The sequence below is a fragment of the Acidocella sp. KAb 2-4 genome (assembly GCF_020567705.1).
GTDB lineage: Bacteria > Pseudomonadota > Alphaproteobacteria > Acetobacterales > Acetobacteraceae > Acidocella.
On record NZ_JAJDJU010000013.1, the window covers coordinates 24,097 to 38,678 of the forward strand.

Sequence of the window (14,582 nt, forward strand, 5' to 3'; positions counted from 1 at the left end):
TAAAGCAACGCTTGATCTAAAAAAAGACCGAGAAATCCAAAATTCAAGAGTCTGTTAACCCGGCTTAAACGCCATCGGGCCGTGGAATTCCACTCACATTTGAGTGATTTGTGTGTGATTCCGCGCGGCTTTGTCCAAATAAACAGAACCCGCCTGAGGAATAATCTTTTTCTGCTCGGTTCACGAAAATGTCGGGCGGTGGTTAATCGTGAATCATAGTTAACGATTCACGCGGCGATCGAGATCCTGGCCGCCAGCCGCACGGCCCCGCTCACATAGGCCCGCACCGGCATGATTCGCCATACAACACATGATAGGTCGCATGGAACTCCCCCTCCAGCGCCGCCAGCACGCGCCTGAACGCCCCGGCGGGCAGCGGCCGGTGGCCAAAGGCGGGCGCGCCCGCGCCGAGGGTTTTCAGCGCCCGCGCAAAGGCCCGCCCTGAAGCGTGGTGCTCCACCAGGGTTTCCGCCTCGATGCGCCCCGGTATTTCCGGCGGCCAGGGGAAGGCTTCGGCGCGCGGATAGTCATGCAGTCCGCAAGGCAGACCGAGCGCTTCATGCGCCGCCCGCCATTCGGCGAAACTGCCCGCCCCCAGCGTGGCGAAGCACAACCAGCCGCCCGGCGCCAACAGCCGGCCCAGCCGCGCCAGCGCGCCGGGCAGATCGGAGAACCATTGCATGGCCAGGGAGCTGGCGATCAGGTCGAACCCGCCCGTCAGCCCCTCGGGGTGCTCGCCGTCCATAAGCCGGTATTCGGCCTTCTCGCCCAGCCGGGCGCGGGCCTGGTCCAGCATGGCGGGCGAGATGTCCGTGAGCAGCAACGTCGCTTGCGGGTAGGCGGCGGCGAGTTCCGCGCTGAGCAGCCCGGTGCCGCAGCCGATTTCGAGGATGCGCCGGGGCGGGGCGGGCAGCCGCGCCACGATCCGCCGCGCCAGATGCCGCGCCGCTTGGCGCTGGATGGCGGCCACGCTGTCATACGCCGCCGCCTGCCGCTCAAACGCGGCGGCGATGCGGGATTTCTCCGGTATCATGGCAGGCGCTCCACCACATCCCGCAACTGCGCGGCGCACCAATCCGGGGCCTCTTGCGGCAGCAAATGCCCGCCCGCGTGCCACTGGCTTGCCGCCGCCGTGAAGCAGGCCGCGCTCATTGCCGGGTTAACCAGCCCATCGGCCTCGCCGCATAGCGCGGCATCCACGCGGGCGCCGCGCTCGTCCCACCCGGCCAGCGCTTCCAGCCCGGCGGTCAGGGCGGCGGCATCGGGCATGCCGGGCGGCGGCGCGGTATCGCCCAGCCGGGCGCGGAACTCGCGCACCACCGCCGCCGGATCCGCCGCCAGCCGCGCCTGCATCCGCGCCAGCACGCGCGGCGCGATGCCGGCGGGGAAATCGACGCCCTGGGCGAAGCGGGTGAAGCCGTTAATGCCGACGAGACCGCGCCAGGGCAGGGGGCGCTCATGCAGCAGCCAGAGCAGGCCGAAGGAATGCCCCACCGCCACCACCTCGCGCCCTGGCGTCGGCGCGGGCCGCGCGGGCGCGCCGAAAAAGCCGAGATCCCAGGCCAGCGTGTCCTCGGGTGCGAAGCGCGTGCGCAGCGGCGCCCAAAACCCGGCATCGAACCCCCAGCCATGCACCAACAGCAGCAGCGGCGTCATGCGCCCCGCGCCAACCTGATGGCGGCCTCGCTCAGCGCGTCGATATCGGCCTCGCCATGCCGGGCGGAGACGGCGAAACGGATGCGGCTGCTGCCCGCGGGCACGGTGGGCGGGCGGATCGCCACACCTAGGAAACCCTCCGCCTCCAGCGCCCGCGCCACCTCCAGCGCCCGCGCCTCCGCGCCCAGGATCAGCGGCACGATCTGCGTGGTGGACAGCCCCGTATCCAGCCCTGCGGCGTCGAGCGTCCCGCGCAACCGAGCCGCCATGGCGGCGAGATGCGCGCGCTCCGCGCCGAGCGCGGGCACCAGATCCACCGCCGCCTCCATCGCGCCCAGCACGGCGGGCGGCAGCGCGGTGGCGAAGATCACCCCGCCGCAGCGATTCACCAGATACTCGCGCAGCGCCGCCGAGCCCGCGACATACGCCCCGAACCCGCCAAGCCCCTTGCTGAACGTGCCCATCGCCAACCCCTGGCGCAGCCCATGCGCGAGCCCGAAGCCTGTTTCACCCAGCACCCCGGTGGCGTGGGCTTCGTCGAGATAGAGAAACGCCCCGTAACGCTCGCTCAAGGCGCGCAGGGCGGGCACGTCGGCGCAATCGCCATCCATGCTGAACACGCTCTCGGTGACGATGAAGCGGGGGCGCGACGACCCCTTGTCGCGCGCCAGCAACTCCTCCAGATGCCCGAGATCGTTATGGCGGAAGCGGATCTGCCGCGCCCCGGCGGCCACGCAGCCCTGGATCAGGCTGGCATGGTTGAGGCGGTCGGCATAAACCAGCGGTTCCGCGCCGAGATAGCGCGCATCGAGCAGGGCGGGCAGCACGGTGAGGTTGGCCTGCACGCCTGAGACAAACAGCAATGCCGCCTCGGTGCCCTTGGCGGCGGCCAGCTTGGCCTCGATGACGGGGAAGGGCGGCAGATTCCCCGCCACCAGCCGCGACGCTCCGGCCCCCGCGCCCCAGCGCGCGGCATAGTCGCAGGCGCGGCGGATCAGTTCTGGGTGATGCGACAGGCCGAGATAATCATTGGACGAGAAATCGCGCAGCGCCGCGCCGCCATCCATGCGCACGCGGCCATCGGGCAGGCGGTCCGCCACGCGCAGCCGGCGTTTGCGGCCCGCATCCTCCAGGGTCTTCAGCGCGCTCAGCCAGGTTTCATCAAAATCAGTCATCATCGTCCCCGGCGCGGGTCATAGAGCGATTCCGCGCCGAGGGGCAGGGGGCGTGTTCAGGTGCAGGGCGTCAGCGCCGCCGCGGGCTTGGTCCATACCGCCGAGCGCCCGATCAGCGTGATGCCGATATAGCCACGCACATGTAGCCGGCCATCGGCGGAGACATGCATGACCGACTTATAAGTGTTGCCGCTCGAGGGATCATAGATCCAGCCGCCGCGCCAGCCGCCATTTCCGTTGGGGGTGAAACCGCCGAGAATCTGCAGGCGGCACAGGGGGCGGCTGCGCAGCGCGGTATTGGGGTTATGGATGTCCGTTTTCGGCTTGCCCGCCTTGTCCAGCGGCACGCGCAGCCATTCAATCCATCCGCACAGCGCCGCCCCGCAAGGTGCGATCTCGATACCCGCGCGGCCGGTCTGGTCCAGCCACCAGCCTTGCGGACCATCCGCCCGCGCCGGCCCGGCCGCCCCAAACCATGCGGCCGCCAGCAGAAAAGCAAGAAAAGACGTAATTTTTTTTCGGCGCGGGTTAAATACCACTTGCATTTTCATCCCCTATACTTATCTTACCTACACAATACGTTAGGTAAATGTTGTAAGCAATAGGCGGCCAACAAGACCGCGGGAACAACAAAAACGGAAAGATCCAGGAGAGGAGTCAGACATGCGTATTGCACGACTGCACATCAACCGGCTGTCTCAGGTTTCGGCGCTGGCGCTGCTGAGCGCGCTGGGCGCGGCGGGGCCGGTTTTCGCCTCTGGCTTCGGCCTGCGCGAGGGTTCGGCCGACTGGCTGGGCAATGCCTTCGCCGGCGCCCCGGCCAAGGCTTATGACGCTAGCACCGTATGGTCCAACCCGGCTGGCATGGCGCTGCTCGACAATGACGAGCTCGATGCGGCGGTCAGCTATATCGGGCCTTACACAAGCTTCTCCGGCACCGCGGCGGCCCCGACCACCGCGCCCGTTCCCGGTGTGAATGGCGGTAACAGCATCGCCCCCGCCGCCACGGGCGCCACGTTCGGCGTGTTCACGCTGGCGCCGGCCTGGCGGCTGGGCTTCTCGGTCACCGCGCCGTTTGGCGAGCGCGTGGCCTACCCCGCCGATTTCGTTGGTCGCTATCAAAGCCTGGTGTCGAACATCACCGATGTTAATCTCGGTATCGCCCTGTCCTATAAGGTCAATGACCACCTTGCCATCGGCTTCGGTCCGAATTTCGATTATTTCAGCGCCCGGCTGACCCAGGCGGAATTCACCGGGGTTAACGCGCTGGCGGGTGATCCGGTCGGCGATGTGCACGGCAACAGCCTTGGCGTTGGCTATAATCTTGGCGTTCTCTATCAGGTTGACGATACGCTGCGCTTCGGCGCGGATTACCGCTCGCGCATCCGGCACGATATTTACGGCGCCGAGCGCGTGAGCTTCCCCGCGGCCTATGGCGTGCCGACGATGTACACCGCCGCCACCACCACCATCACCCTGCCGGACAGCCTGAGCATTGGCGTTTACAAGCAGCTCACGCCGCAGCTGGCCCTGCTCGGCAGTGTCGAGTGGACGGATTGGTCGCTGTTCAACACGCTCAATATTACGCCGCGAAACGGCTCTGCCACCACCATCATCCGCGAGAACTGGCGCAACACCTGGTATGTCGGCGTCGGCGCCAATTATCAGCTCACCGACAAGCTGATGCTGCAGGGGGGTGTCGCATACGACCAATCGCCGGTGACCGACAGCAACCGCACCACCCGCGTCCCGGATGGCGACCATTATGATCTTGGCGTTGGCGCGCAGTACCAGTTGCTGCCGAACGTCCGGCTGGAACTCGCTTATCTGCACGTGTTCATCCCACATGGTCATATCAACAACTCGGCTGGCGCCACGGCTGGTACGATCACCGGCAATTATACCGATTCTGACAATAGCGTGACCGCTGGGGTCAACGTTAGGTTCTAACGACTTGTTGCCAAACCATGTAACATGGCGGCGGAAGGCCGGGCGTATTGAGTTCCCGCCGGCAACGACGAGGAGGACATCAATGCCGCACGACAACCCGCTTTACACCGTGACCCAGCTCGCCGCCGAGCTGGGGATCACGGTGCGCACCCTGCATTTTTACGAGGCTCAGGGGCTGCTCTCGCCGCAGCGCGCGGGGACGACGCGTGTTTACACCCAGCGCGACCGGGCGCGCATGATCCTGATCCTGCGCGGCAAGCGGCTCGGCTTCTCGATCCGCGAGATCAAGGATTACCTGGAGCTTTACGATATCGATCCGACCCAGGCGCAGCAGACCAAGGCGCTGCTGAAAGCGGTGCAGAGCCGCATCCACAAGCTGGAGGAGCAACGCCACGCGCTGGAGCAGACCCTGACCGAGCTGCGCGACATCCAGCGCCAAGCCGAGGAGGCGCTGCAAGCCCTCCACGGCAAACCGGCCGCCGAGCGGCCGCCGACAAAACCCACTGAACCAGCCTGAAGCAAGCGAATAACGGAGATCACCGTGAACCAAGCCGTCATCGCGGGTTATGCCCGCTCTCCCTTCACCCCGGCGCCCAAGGGCAAGCTCGCCCGCGTGCGCCCCGACGACCTCGCGGCGCAGACCGTGGCCGCGCTGGTGGCGCGCACCGGCGTCACCGCCGGGGATGTCGAAGCCCTGATCATGGGGTGCGCCTTTCCCGAGGGCGAGCAGGGGCTTAACGTGGCGCGGCTGGTCGGGCTCTTCGCCGGGCTGCCGCAGAGCGTGGCGGGCTACACGGTGAATCATTTCTGCGGCTCCTCGATGCAGGCGATCCACATCGCCGCCGGGCATATCGCGGCGGGCATGGGCGAGGTGTTCATCGCCGCCGGGGTGGAGAGCATGAGCCGCGTGCCGATGGGCGGCTATAACACCCTGCCGAACAAGGCGCTGATCGAGAAAGTGCCCGCCGCCTATATCGGCATGGGCGAGACGGCCGAGAATGTCGCGCGCAAATGGGACATCTCCCGCGCCGCGCAGGAGGAATTCGCCCTCCGCAGCCAGGCCCGTACCGCCGCCGCGATCAAGGAAGGGCGCCTGAAGGACGAGATCGTGCCGATCACGGCCAAATCCGGCGTCGTCGAGGCAGATGGCTGCCCGCGCCCCGACACCACCGCCGAGGCCCTGGCTGGGCTGAAACTGGCCTTCGACGCCAATGGCACCGTCACCGCCGGCACCTCCTCGCCGCTCACCGATGGCGCCGCCGCCGTGCTGGTTTGTTCCGAGGCTTACGCCGACAAGCACGGCCTGACCAAGCTCGCGCGCATCAAGGCCAGCGCCGTCTCCGGCTGCGCGCCCGAGATCATGGGCATCGGCCCGGTGGCCGCCACGCGCAAGGCCCTGGCCCGCGCCGGGCTGGATATTTCCGCCATGGATCTGGTGGAGCTGAACGAGGCCTTCGCCTCGCAATCCCTCGCCTGCATCCGCGAGTTGGGGCTGGATCTCGAGAAAGTGAATCTCGATGGCGGCGCCATCGCGCTCGGCCATCCGCTCGGCGCCACCGGTGCGCGCATCACCGGCAAGGCGGCATCGCTGCTGGCCCGCACTGGCGGGCGCTATGCGCTGGCCACGCAATGCATTGGCGGCGGCCAGGGCATCGCCACCATTCTGGAGCGCGTGTGATGCAGAGCATCCGCAAAGCCGCCGTGATCGGCGCGGGCACCATGGGGACGGCGATCGCCGCGCAATTCGCCAATGCCGGCGTGCCCGTGCTGCTGCTCGACATCGTGCCCCAGGGCGCGCCCCGCCGCAACGCGCTGGCCGAGGGCGCCATCGCCAAGATGCTCAGGACCGACCCGGCGCCCTTCATGTCCGCCGCCGCTGTCAAGCTCGTCACGCCAGGCAATATCGAGGACGATCTGCCCAAGCTCGCTGAATGCGACTGGATCGTGGAGGCGGTGATCGAGCGGCTGGACATCAAGCAGGCGCTCTACCGCAAGATCGACGCGGTGCGCCGCCCTGGCGCGGCGGTGTCCTCCAACACCTCCACCATTCCGCTGGCGCGGCTGGTCGAGGGGCTGCCCGAGAGCTTCGCGCGCGATTTCCTGATCACGCATTTCTTCAACCCGCCGCGTTATATGCGCCTGCTGGAACTCGTCACCGGCCCCGCCACCGACCCCGCCCTTGCCGCGCGCATCAGCGCCTTTGCCGATGTCATGCTGGGCAAGACCGTGGTGCCGGCCAAGGACAGCCCCGGTTTCATCGCCAACCGCCTCGGCGTGTTCTGGCTGCAAACCGGCGTGATCGAGGCGATCGACGCGGGTCTCACCGTGGAGGCGGCGGATGCGATCATGGGCCGCCCCTTCGGCATCCCCAAGACCGGCGTGTTCGGGCTGATCGATCTCGTCGGGCTGGATCTGATGCCGCATATCAACGCCTCGCTCGCGGCCACCCTGCCGCCGGGCGACGCCTTCCACGCCACCAACCGCGACCTGCCATTGATCAAGAAGATGATCGCGGAGGGCTATATCGGCCGCAAGGGCAAGGGCGGGTTCTACCGCAAGGGCCAAGCGGGGCGCGAGGCCATCGACCTCGCTACCGGCGCCTACCGCCCGGTGCAGAAACCCGAGCTGCCCGAGGCCAAGCTGCGTGATGTGCGCGCGCTGCTCTCCGGCGCCAGCCCGGCGGCGCGCTACGCGCGGCGCGTGCTGGGGCAGACCCTGGCCTACGCCGCCACGCTGGTGCCCGAGGCCGCGGCGGATATCACCGCCATCGATGAGGCGATGCGCCTGGGCTATAATTGGAAATGGGGGCCGTTCGAGCTAATCGACAAGCTCGGCGCCGCTTGGCTGGCCGAGGCGCTCGCCGCCGATGGCGCCGCCGTGCCAGCCCTGCTCGCCACCGCCAAAAACAACAGCTTCTACCGTGTGGTGGAGGGGCGGCGCGAGTATCTCGGCCTGGATGGCGCCTATTACCCGCTCACCCGGCCCGCGGGCGTGCAGCTGCTCGCCGATCTCAAGCTCGCCGCCAAGCCGGTGCTGAAGAATGGCTCCGCCGCAGTGTGGGATATTGGCGATGGCGTGCTGTGCTTCGAGTTCACCTCGAAGAGCAACGCGCTCGACCCCAACACCATCGAGCTGCTGGGCAAGACCATTGAGCGCAAGCCCAAGGCGCTGGTCGTCTATAACGAGGGGCATCATTTCTCCGCCGGGGCCAATCTTGGCCTCGCCATCTTCGCCGCCAACATCGCCGCCTGGGGCGAGATCGATAAACTCATCGCCGCCGGGCAGAAGGTTTACAAGGCGCTGAAATACGCGCCGTTCCCGGTGGTGGCCGCGCCTTCCGGCATGGCGCTGGGCGGCGGCTGCGAGATCCTGCTGCATGCCGATGCCGTGCAGGCCCATGCCGAGGCGTATATCGGCCTCGTCGAATGCGGCGTGGGGCTGGTGCCCGGCTGGGGCGGCTGCTCGGAGATGCTGGCCCGCTGGGCCGCGAGGCCCGGCATGCCGCGCGGCCCGATGCCCGCCGCCGCCAAGGTGTTCGAGACGGTCAGCACCGCCACGGTCAGCAAATCCGCCGCCAATGCCAAGGAGCTTTTGTTCCTGCGCGAGACCGACGGCATCACCATGAACCGCGACCGCCTGCTGGCCGACGCCAAAGCCCGCGCCCTGCAACTGGCCGAGGGCTACACCCCGCCCACGCCGCCCACCTACCGCCTCGGCGGCGAGGGCGCGCGCGCGGCGATGGAGCTGGCGGCGCAGAGCTTCCGCCAGCGTGGCGTGGCCACCGATTACGACATGGTGGTCGCCGCCGAACTGGCCAATGTGCTCTCGGGTGGCCCGGCTGATCTCGTGGATGAGATCACCGAGGAGGACATCCTCACCCTGGAACGCGCCGCTTTCATGCGGCTGATCAAGAACGAGGGCACGCTGGCGCGGATCGAGCACATGCTCGCCACCGGCAAGCCCCTGCGCAACTAGGAGTACACGGCAATGCAAACCTATACCGCGCCCCTGCGCGACATGCGTTTCGTGCTGCACGAGCTGCACGGCGCCACCGCCGACAATGCCGAATTCCCGCCCGAATTGTTGGATTCCATTCTGGAGGAAGCGGCCAAATTCTGCACCGAGGTGCTGCTGCCGCTCAACGCCAGCGGCGACGAGGAAGGCTGCCATTTCGAAAATGGCGTGGTCCGCACCCCGGCCGGGTTTAAGGACGCCTATAAAGCCTTCAGCGAGGCGGGCTGGGGCGCGCTCAACGCCGATCCGCAATATGGCGGGCAGGGGCTGCCGGAATCGGTGGCCAAGCTGGTCGAGGAAATGATCTGCGCCTGCAATCTTTCCTTCGGCCTCTATCCAGGCCTGTCGCACGGCGCCTATCTGGCGCTGAAGAGCCACGGCGCTGAGGCGCTGAAGGATTTCTACCTGCCCAAGCTGGTCTCCGGCGAATGGGCGGGCACGATGTGCCTGACCGAGCCGCATTGCGGCACCGATCTCGGCATGTTGCGCACCAAGGCGGTGCCGCAGGAAGACGGCAGCTACAAGCTTACTGGCTCCAAGATTTTCATCTCCGCCGGCGAGCATGATTTCACCGACAACATCGTGCATTTGGTGTTGGCCCGGCTGCCCGACGCCCCGCCCGGCATCAAGGGCATCTCACTGTTCCTGGTGCCCAAATTCCTGCCCGATGCTGAGGGCAAGCCCGGCGCGCGCAACGGCGTCTCTTGCGCCGCCATCGAGCATAAAATGGGCATCAAGGCCTCGGCCACCTGCCAGATGAATTTCGACGACGCGACGGGCTGGCTGGTCGGCACGCCGCATAAGGGCATGCAGGCGATGTTCGTGATGATGAACTCCGAGCGTCTGTCGGTGGGCACGCAAGGGCTGGGCCTGGGCGAGGCCGCCTATCAGGGCGCCGTGGCCTATGCGCGCGAGCGCGTGCAGGGCCGCTCGCTGGCGGGGGCGAAGGCGCAGGATAAACCCGCCGACCCGATCATCGTGCATCCCGATGTGCGGCGCATGCTGTTGACCATGCGCGCCTATAACGAGGGGTGCCGCGCCATGGGCGTGTGGGTCGCCCAGGCTCTCGATGCCGCTGAGCGCGGCGACGAGGCAGCAGCCGATTTCGTGGCTTTGATGACGCCCATCGTGAAGGCGCTGTTCACCGATCTCGGCTTCGAGAGTACAAATCTCGGCGTGCAATGCTATGGCGGCCACGGTTACATCCGCGATCACGGCATGGAGCAGTTCGTGCGCGATGCCCGCATCGCCATGATCTATGAGGGCACCAACGGCATCCAGGCGCTGGACCTGATCGGGCGCAAGCTGCCCGCCAATTTCGGTCGCAGCCTGCGCCGGTTCTTCCATCCGGTGGCGGAATTCATCGAGGCGCATCAGGCCGATGCGCGCATCGGCAAGCTGGTGCAGGGATTCGCCCGCGCTTTTGGGGCGCTGCAACTTGCCACCAGCTTTGTCGCCGAAAAGGGCATGACCGACCCCGAGGAGGCCGGCGCCGCCGCCACCGATTATCTGCGCCTGTTCGGGCTGGTGGCGATGGGTTTCATGTGGGTGCGCATGGCGCTGATCGCGGCGGAGAAGGCGCCGCAGGGCGGCCCGGATGCGGAATTCTACACCGCCAAGCTCAACACCGCGCGGTTTTACGTTGAGCGCATTCTGCCGCAGGCGGGGGCGCTGCTGTTCACCATCAAGGCCGGCAAGGCACCGCTGATGGACATGGCCGAAGCCGCGTTCTGACGCCCGCCAGGGCGGCAAAATAAAACGGGCTGAACCGCGAAGGCTCAGCCCGTTTCGATTTAGCCCGCGTCGAAGGCAGCTTCCGGCGGCGCCAGCGACTTCATCAGGTCGAACATGCGCTTGCGCATCGCCGGGTCGGGGATGCGGTAATAGGCGCGCACCAGTTCCAGCGTCTCGCGCTTGGTGAGCTGGTCATCTACCCCGGCGTTAAACGGCTCCTGCTGTTCGGCGAAGCCGTACATGCGCCCGCGCGGGCCGGAGACCGGACCCTCGGACATGCCTTCCGGCATGTCGTCGAAGAAATAGGAGATCGGCACATCCAGCACGCGGGAGATGTCGAACAGGCGCGAGGCGCCGACGCGGTTCACCCCGCGCTCGTATTTCTGCACCTGCTGGAAGGTCAGGCCCAGCGCGTCGCCCAGGCGTTCCTGCGACATCCCGAGCAGGGTGCGGCGCAGACGAATGCGCGACCCCACATGAACGTCGATCGGGCTCGGGCGGCTCTCACGTTCCGGGCGCTCGGCGGTATCTTCGGCCATAAAACTCGTCTTCTCCAACTGGCGGTGCCGGGGCACCACGTTAACCTGCCCGTCTGGTCGCGGCGGCTTGGAAGTTGCAACCAGAAGAACTCATCGTCCCAATGAGGCACTATACCTCATATCTGTTGTAGGTATGACAAATTACCGTAGGACAATGCAATATCAAACCGCAAAAAATTACAGATTGGCTTATTAAATAGACAATCTTCCATGGATATCGAAAATATTACATTAGACCCTACGGGAAATTAATATTCCAGCAATAATCACCACAACTCCCAGTATAGCAGGCAAAATCAGCCCAAGCCTAGCAAAAAGCGTGGGCGGCAGCGCGCCTGGTAGCGGCGCGACGAGCACGCCCTGCGCATCCAGCGGCAATTCGGCCACCAGATGGCCGAACGGGTTGAACATCGCGCTGATGCCGTTATTGCCGGCACGGGCGAGCGGCAGGCCTTCCTCCACCGCGCGCAGCCGGGCGTTGATGAAGTGCTGGCGCGGACCCGCCGAGTCGCCGAACCAGGCGTCATCGGTGATCACCACGATCCAACCGGGCCGGTGCGCCTCGTCGATCATCTGGCCGGGGAACACGTCTTCATAACAGATCAGCGGGGCGAAGGGCGGCAGGCCGTCGATGCTGATCGTCTCCGGGCCGGGGCCGGGGGTAAAGCCGCCGCCCAGCATGTCGGGGATGATCTTGATCGGGATCCATTTCGGCATGTACTCGCCAAACGGCACCAGCTTCCATTTATCATACACCGCCAGCGGCGGCACAGGCCCGGCCAGCGCGACCAGTGAGTTGCGAAAATCTGTCTTGCTCACCACCCGCAGTGAGCCCGCCAGCACTGGCGTGGTGCCCGTGATGTCGGCAAGCTGCTGGCGCGCGTTCACATCGGAGGCCAGCAGCCAGGGGCTGGCCGCCTCGGGCCAGATCACGGCATTGGCACCGGCCTGGACCGCGGCATTGCTCATCGCCAGCAGGCGCCGCCAATTCGCCTCCAGGGCCGGGCGCGAATAATCCGGCGGCTCGGGAAAACCGGGTTGCAGCATGGCGATGTTCAGCCCCGTGGGCGCCACCTGGGTTTGCAGCCGCATCCATCCGGCCCCCGCCCAGAGCGCCACCGCCACAACCAGCGCCGCCAGCCCGCGCCGCCCAAACAGCGGCAGCCCGGCCAGGATCACCGTGGCCAGGGTAAGGCCATGCACGCTCACCCAGGCGGCGGGTTGCAGGAAGACATCGCCGAGGCGGCCCGGAATCGTCCAATCCGTGCCCCAGTAATTCCAGGGAAAGCCCGAGAACCAGAATTGCTGCGCGATATTGGCCAGCTCCCACGCCCCGGCGAACACCAGCAGCCGCCCGAAGCCGGGCCTGACCCAGCGTGCGGCCAGGGCGGGGATGATGGTGTAACACGCCACCGCCGCCGAGAGCGCCGGGGCGGCAAAGGGCACCAGCCACCAGAACGTCTGCGCTTCGGTCAGGATCGGCTCGGTTACCCAATACAGCCCGGCGATGGCCATACCGAAGCCGTAGCACCAAGCCAAATAGATCGTGCGCTTGAGGCTCGTCTCCGCCGCGAGCAGGCGCAAGAAGGCGGGCAGCGAGAGCAGCAGCGCGGGCAGGAAATACACCGGCGGCAGGGCCAGCGCCGCCGCCAGCCCCCATAAAAAAGCCCGCATCAGCGGGGCTCTTTGCAGCCGGGCGTGCAGCGCCCGGATCATCTCACGCGGTTTTCTAGCCATGCGGCAATCCAAACTTCCTTGCCAATTCATCAAAATCCGCCGCCGTTGCATGGCGCGCGCTGGCGGCGGTGCCGTCCTCGGCGCGTACGAGCTGGCAGGTTTGCAGCCCGGCGGCGCGGGCGGCGTCCAGCTCGGCTTCCATGTCGGAGAGGAAGAGCAGTTCCTCCGGCGGCACATTCACCCCGCGCGCGATGGCGGCATAGCTGGCGGCCTCGCGCTTTGGCCCCACGCGGGTGTCGAAATAAGCCTGGAACAGCCCGGTCAGGTCGCCCGCCTTGGTGTGGCCGAACAGCAGCTTCTGCGCCGGCACCGAGCCTGAGGAATACACGAACAGGCGCAGCCCAGCGCGCGCCCAGCGGCGCAGGGCGGGGGGCACGTCGTCATACAGTTCGGCGGTGATCTCGCCGGTGCGGTAGCCTTCTTCCCAGATGATGCCCTGGATGGTCTTCAGCGCCGTGATCTTCTCGTCGCGGTCCATCCAGCCGAGCAGCGTCTCCAGTTTCGGCTCCGGCACTTCGGCCAGTGCCGCATGGCCCGAGGCGACGAATGCCGCCATACGCGCCCGCGCATACGGAAACAGCACCCTGTGCACAAAGGCGATCGGGGTGGTGGTACCCTCGATATCGGTGAGAATCGCGGCGGGTTTCATGCGGTGGGGAAGCGGCTGGAAATATCGTCGCCGGTGAAATGCGCCACCCAGCCCGAAGTGTCGGTGAACACGCGCAGCGCGGTGAAATCGGGGCGCACCCCGGCATCAAACCAATGCTTGATCCCGGCGGGGACGTGGATCAGGTCGCCCTGCTCACAGAAGGCGTCGTACACCTTGCCATGGGCGTGCAGCACGAAATGCCCGGAGCCAGCCACAAAGAAGCGGATTTCCGGCTCGCTATGCGTATGCTCGGCCAGGAATTTCTCGCGCAGCGCCGCCGCCTGCGGATGCTCGGGGGCGAGCTTTACCACATCCGCCGAGCCCGCCCCGGTCGCGCCCATCAGCGCATCCAAATAGGGGCGGTAGGCGTCCAGGATCGCCTCGGCCGGGGCGTCGGCGGCCAGATGCACCGGCGAATCCCACCGCTCGAACCCGACATCGATCTCCTTCAGCGCCGTGGCCACGGCGGCGGGGTCTTGCGAGTCGAACAGTGCCACACCCGGCGCGTCGTCTTTGTAAACGATCAGGCGGCTCATTTCAGCTTGCTCCGGTCCAACTCGCATTGCAGCAGGAATTCCAGCGCCTCCAGCCGCCAATAGGCATGCTCCACGCTGGTGCCCCAGGCATATACGCCATGCCCCGCGATGACATAGCCGATCGGCGGCTCGGCCTTGAGCCGCGGCTCGATCTCCGCCGCCAGCCGCGCAATGTCCTGGTCGTTGTCATAGACCGGCAGCGCCACCGTCACGTCATGGGTCGCGTAGCCGAAAGCCTTCAGGATCTCGTAATTGGCGAAGCTGATTGCACCGCGCATGGAGAGCACGGTGGCCGCCACCGAATGCCCGTGCAGCACCGCCCCCACGGGCGGGAACAGGCGGTAGAGCTGGCAATGCAGCAGCGTCTCCGCGCTCGGCTTCTGCCCGTCCACCAGCGCCTGGCCGTCGTAATCCACAGCGATGATGTCGGCGGTGTCGAGCCGCCCCTTGTGCACGCCGCTGCGGGTGATCGCGATCCGCCCGTCATCGATTCGCGCGGAGAGGTTCCCGGCCGATCCGGGCACCCAGCCGCGTGAGTCCATCCGCCGCCCGGCCTCGGCCAGCGCCTGCGCCAATGCCATCGGGACCATGG

The 14,582-nt window shown here is 66.6% G+C and carries 14 protein-coding genes; 5 read left to right on the forward strand and 9 right to left on the reverse strand.

Translation table 11 applies throughout. The features are described 5' to 3' along the window. Positions 1-271 precede the first annotated feature (271 nt). The 4 genes from LI953_RS09875 to LI953_RS09890 are packed head-to-tail and all read right to left on the reverse strand — an operon-like array spanning position 272 to position 3,376. Positions 272-1,033 carry a methyltransferase gene (locus LI953_RS09875; RefSeq protein WP_227075910.1) on the reverse strand — a complete coding sequence of 254 codons (762 nt, stop codon included), beginning with the start codon at positions 1,031-1,033 and terminating at the stop codon, positions 272-274. Beyond that, positions 1,030-1,656 carry an alpha/beta hydrolase gene (locus LI953_RS09880; protein WP_227075911.1) on the reverse strand — a complete coding sequence of 209 codons (627 nt, stop codon included), beginning with the start codon at positions 1,654-1,656 and terminating at the stop codon, positions 1,030-1,032. The genes LI953_RS09875 and LI953_RS09880 overlap by 4 nt, the downstream gene beginning before the upstream one ends. Next, positions 1,653-2,831, reverse strand: a complete 1,179-nt coding sequence (locus LI953_RS09885; RefSeq protein ID WP_227075912.1) for an aminotransferase class I/II-fold pyridoxal phosphate-dependent enzyme — start codon at positions 2,829-2,831, stop codon at positions 1,653-1,655. The genes LI953_RS09880 and LI953_RS09885 overlap by 4 nt, the downstream gene beginning before the upstream one ends. A 56-nt stretch (positions 2,832-2,887) precedes the next feature. Beyond that, positions 2,888-3,376 (reverse strand): DUF2147 domain-containing protein, encoded by a 489-nt coding sequence (locus LI953_RS09890; protein ID WP_227075913.1) that lies wholly within the window; start codon positions 3,374-3,376, stop codon positions 2,888-2,890. Positions 3,377-3,494: 118 nt separating this feature from the next. Here LI953_RS09890 and LI953_RS09895 point away from each other — a divergent pair, with 118 nt between their 5' ends. The 5 genes from LI953_RS09895 (at position 3,495) to LI953_RS09915 (ending at position 10,529) form a co-directional block, all read left to right on the forward strand. After that, positions 3,495-4,781, forward strand: coding sequence for an OmpP1/FadL family transporter (locus LI953_RS09895; protein WP_227075914.1), 1,287 nt, complete (start codon positions 3,495-3,497; stop codon positions 4,779-4,781). An 82-nt stretch (positions 4,782-4,863) separates the two neighbouring features. Continuing rightward, entirely contained in the window at positions 4,864-5,298 is a 435-nt protein-coding gene (locus LI953_RS09900) for a MerR family DNA-binding transcriptional regulator (protein ID WP_227075915.1), read from the forward strand. Positions 5,299-5,322: 24 nt separating this feature from the next. Further along, positions 5,323-6,459 carry a thiolase family protein gene (locus LI953_RS09905; protein ID WP_227075916.1) on the forward strand — a complete coding sequence of 379 codons (1,137 nt, stop codon included), beginning with the start codon at positions 5,323-5,325 and terminating at the stop codon, positions 6,457-6,459. Beyond that, positions 6,459-8,756, forward strand: coding sequence for a 3-hydroxyacyl-CoA dehydrogenase/enoyl-CoA hydratase family protein (locus LI953_RS09910; protein ID WP_227075917.1), 2,298 nt, complete (start codon positions 6,459-6,461; stop codon positions 8,754-8,756). Before LI953_RS09905 ends, LI953_RS09910 begins: the two co-directional genes overlap by 1 nt. Before the next feature lie 12 nt (positions 8,757-8,768). Further along, a complete protein-coding gene (locus tag LI953_RS09915; RefSeq protein WP_227075918.1) occupies positions 8,769-10,529 on the forward strand; it encodes an acyl-CoA dehydrogenase C-terminal domain-containing protein in 1,761 nt (586 codons plus the stop codon). 59 nt (positions 10,530-10,588) lie between these two features. Here the strand turns inward: LI953_RS09915 and LI953_RS09920 are convergent, their stop codons facing one another. The 5 genes from LI953_RS09920 to LI953_RS09940 all read right to left on the reverse strand — a co-directional run bounded on the left by LI953_RS09920 (position 10,589) and on the right by LI953_RS09940 (position 14,580). Continuing rightward, a complete protein-coding gene (locus LI953_RS09920; RefSeq protein ID WP_227075919.1) occupies positions 10,589-11,068 on the reverse strand; it encodes a helix-turn-helix domain-containing protein in 480 nt (159 codons plus the stop codon). 231 nt (positions 11,069-11,299) lie between these two features. After that, positions 11,300-12,805, reverse strand: coding sequence for an apolipoprotein N-acyltransferase (lnt, locus tag LI953_RS09925; RefSeq protein WP_227075920.1), 1,506 nt, complete (start codon positions 12,803-12,805; stop codon positions 11,300-11,302). Then, positions 12,798-13,454 (reverse strand): acireductone synthase, encoded by a 657-nt coding sequence (gene mtnC, locus LI953_RS09930; RefSeq protein ID WP_227075921.1) that lies wholly within the window; start codon positions 13,452-13,454, stop codon positions 12,798-12,800. Before mtnC ends, lnt begins: the two co-directional genes overlap by 8 nt. Continuing rightward, positions 13,451-13,990, reverse strand: coding sequence for an acireductone dioxygenase (locus LI953_RS09935; RefSeq protein WP_227075922.1), 540 nt, complete (start codon positions 13,988-13,990; stop codon positions 13,451-13,453). Before LI953_RS09935 ends, mtnC begins: the two co-directional genes overlap by 4 nt. Then, on the reverse strand, positions 13,987-14,580 hold the full coding sequence (locus tag LI953_RS09940; protein ID WP_227075923.1) for a methylthioribulose 1-phosphate dehydratase: 594 nt from the start codon (positions 14,578-14,580) through the stop codon (positions 13,987-13,989). The genes LI953_RS09935 and LI953_RS09940 overlap by 4 nt, the downstream gene beginning before the upstream one ends. Positions 14,581-14,582: the final 2 nt, after the last annotated feature.

What these genes read in the sequence shown, in the direction of transcription:
- LI953_RS09900 (WP_227075915.1), top strand. Translation starts at nt 4,864, where the DNA reads ATGCCGCACGACAACCCGCTTTACACCGTGACCCAGCTCGCCGCCGAG.
- LI953_RS09875 (WP_227075910.1), bottom strand. Translation starts at nt 1,033, where the DNA reads ATGATACCGGAGAAATCCCGCATCGCCGCCGCGTTTGAGCGGCAGGCG.
- mtnC (WP_227075921.1), bottom strand. Translation starts at nt 13,454, where the DNA reads ATGAAACCCGCCGCGATTCTCACCGATATCGAGGGTACCACCACCCCG.
- LI953_RS09885 (WP_227075912.1), bottom strand. Translation starts at nt 2,831, where the DNA reads ATGACTGATTTTGATGAAACCTGGCTGAGCGCGCTGAAGACCCTGGAG.
- LI953_RS09920 (WP_227075919.1), bottom strand. Translation starts at nt 11,068, where the DNA reads ATGGCCGAAGATACCGCCGAGCGCCCGGAACGTGAGAGCCGCCCGAGC.
- LI953_RS09880 (WP_227075911.1), bottom strand. Translation starts at nt 1,656, where the DNA reads ATGACGCCGCTGCTGCTGTTGGTGCATGGCTGGGGGTTCGATGCCGGG.
- LI953_RS09895 (WP_227075914.1), top strand. Translation starts at nt 3,495, where the DNA reads ATGCGTATTGCACGACTGCACATCAACCGGCTGTCTCAGGTTTCGGCG.
- LI953_RS09910 (WP_227075917.1), top strand. Translation starts at nt 6,459, where the DNA reads ATGCAGAGCATCCGCAAAGCCGCCGTGATCGGCGCGGGCACCATGGGG.
- LI953_RS09915 (WP_227075918.1), top strand. Translation starts at nt 8,769, where the DNA reads ATGCAAACCTATACCGCGCCCCTGCGCGACATGCGTTTCGTGCTGCAC.
- LI953_RS09935 (WP_227075922.1), bottom strand. Translation starts at nt 13,990, where the DNA reads ATGAGCCGCCTGATCGTTTACAAAGACGACGCGCCGGGTGTGGCACTG.
- lnt (WP_227075920.1), bottom strand. Translation starts at nt 12,805, where the DNA reads ATGGCTAGAAAACCGCGTGAGATGATCCGGGCGCTGCACGCCCGGCTG.
- LI953_RS09940 (WP_227075923.1), bottom strand. Translation starts at nt 14,580, where the DNA reads ATGGTCCCGATGGCATTGGCGCAGGCGCTGGCCGAGGCCGGGCGGCGG.
- LI953_RS09890 (WP_227075913.1), bottom strand. Translation starts at nt 3,376, where the DNA reads ATGCAAGTGGTATTTAACCCGCGCCGAAAAAAAATTACGTCTTTTCTT.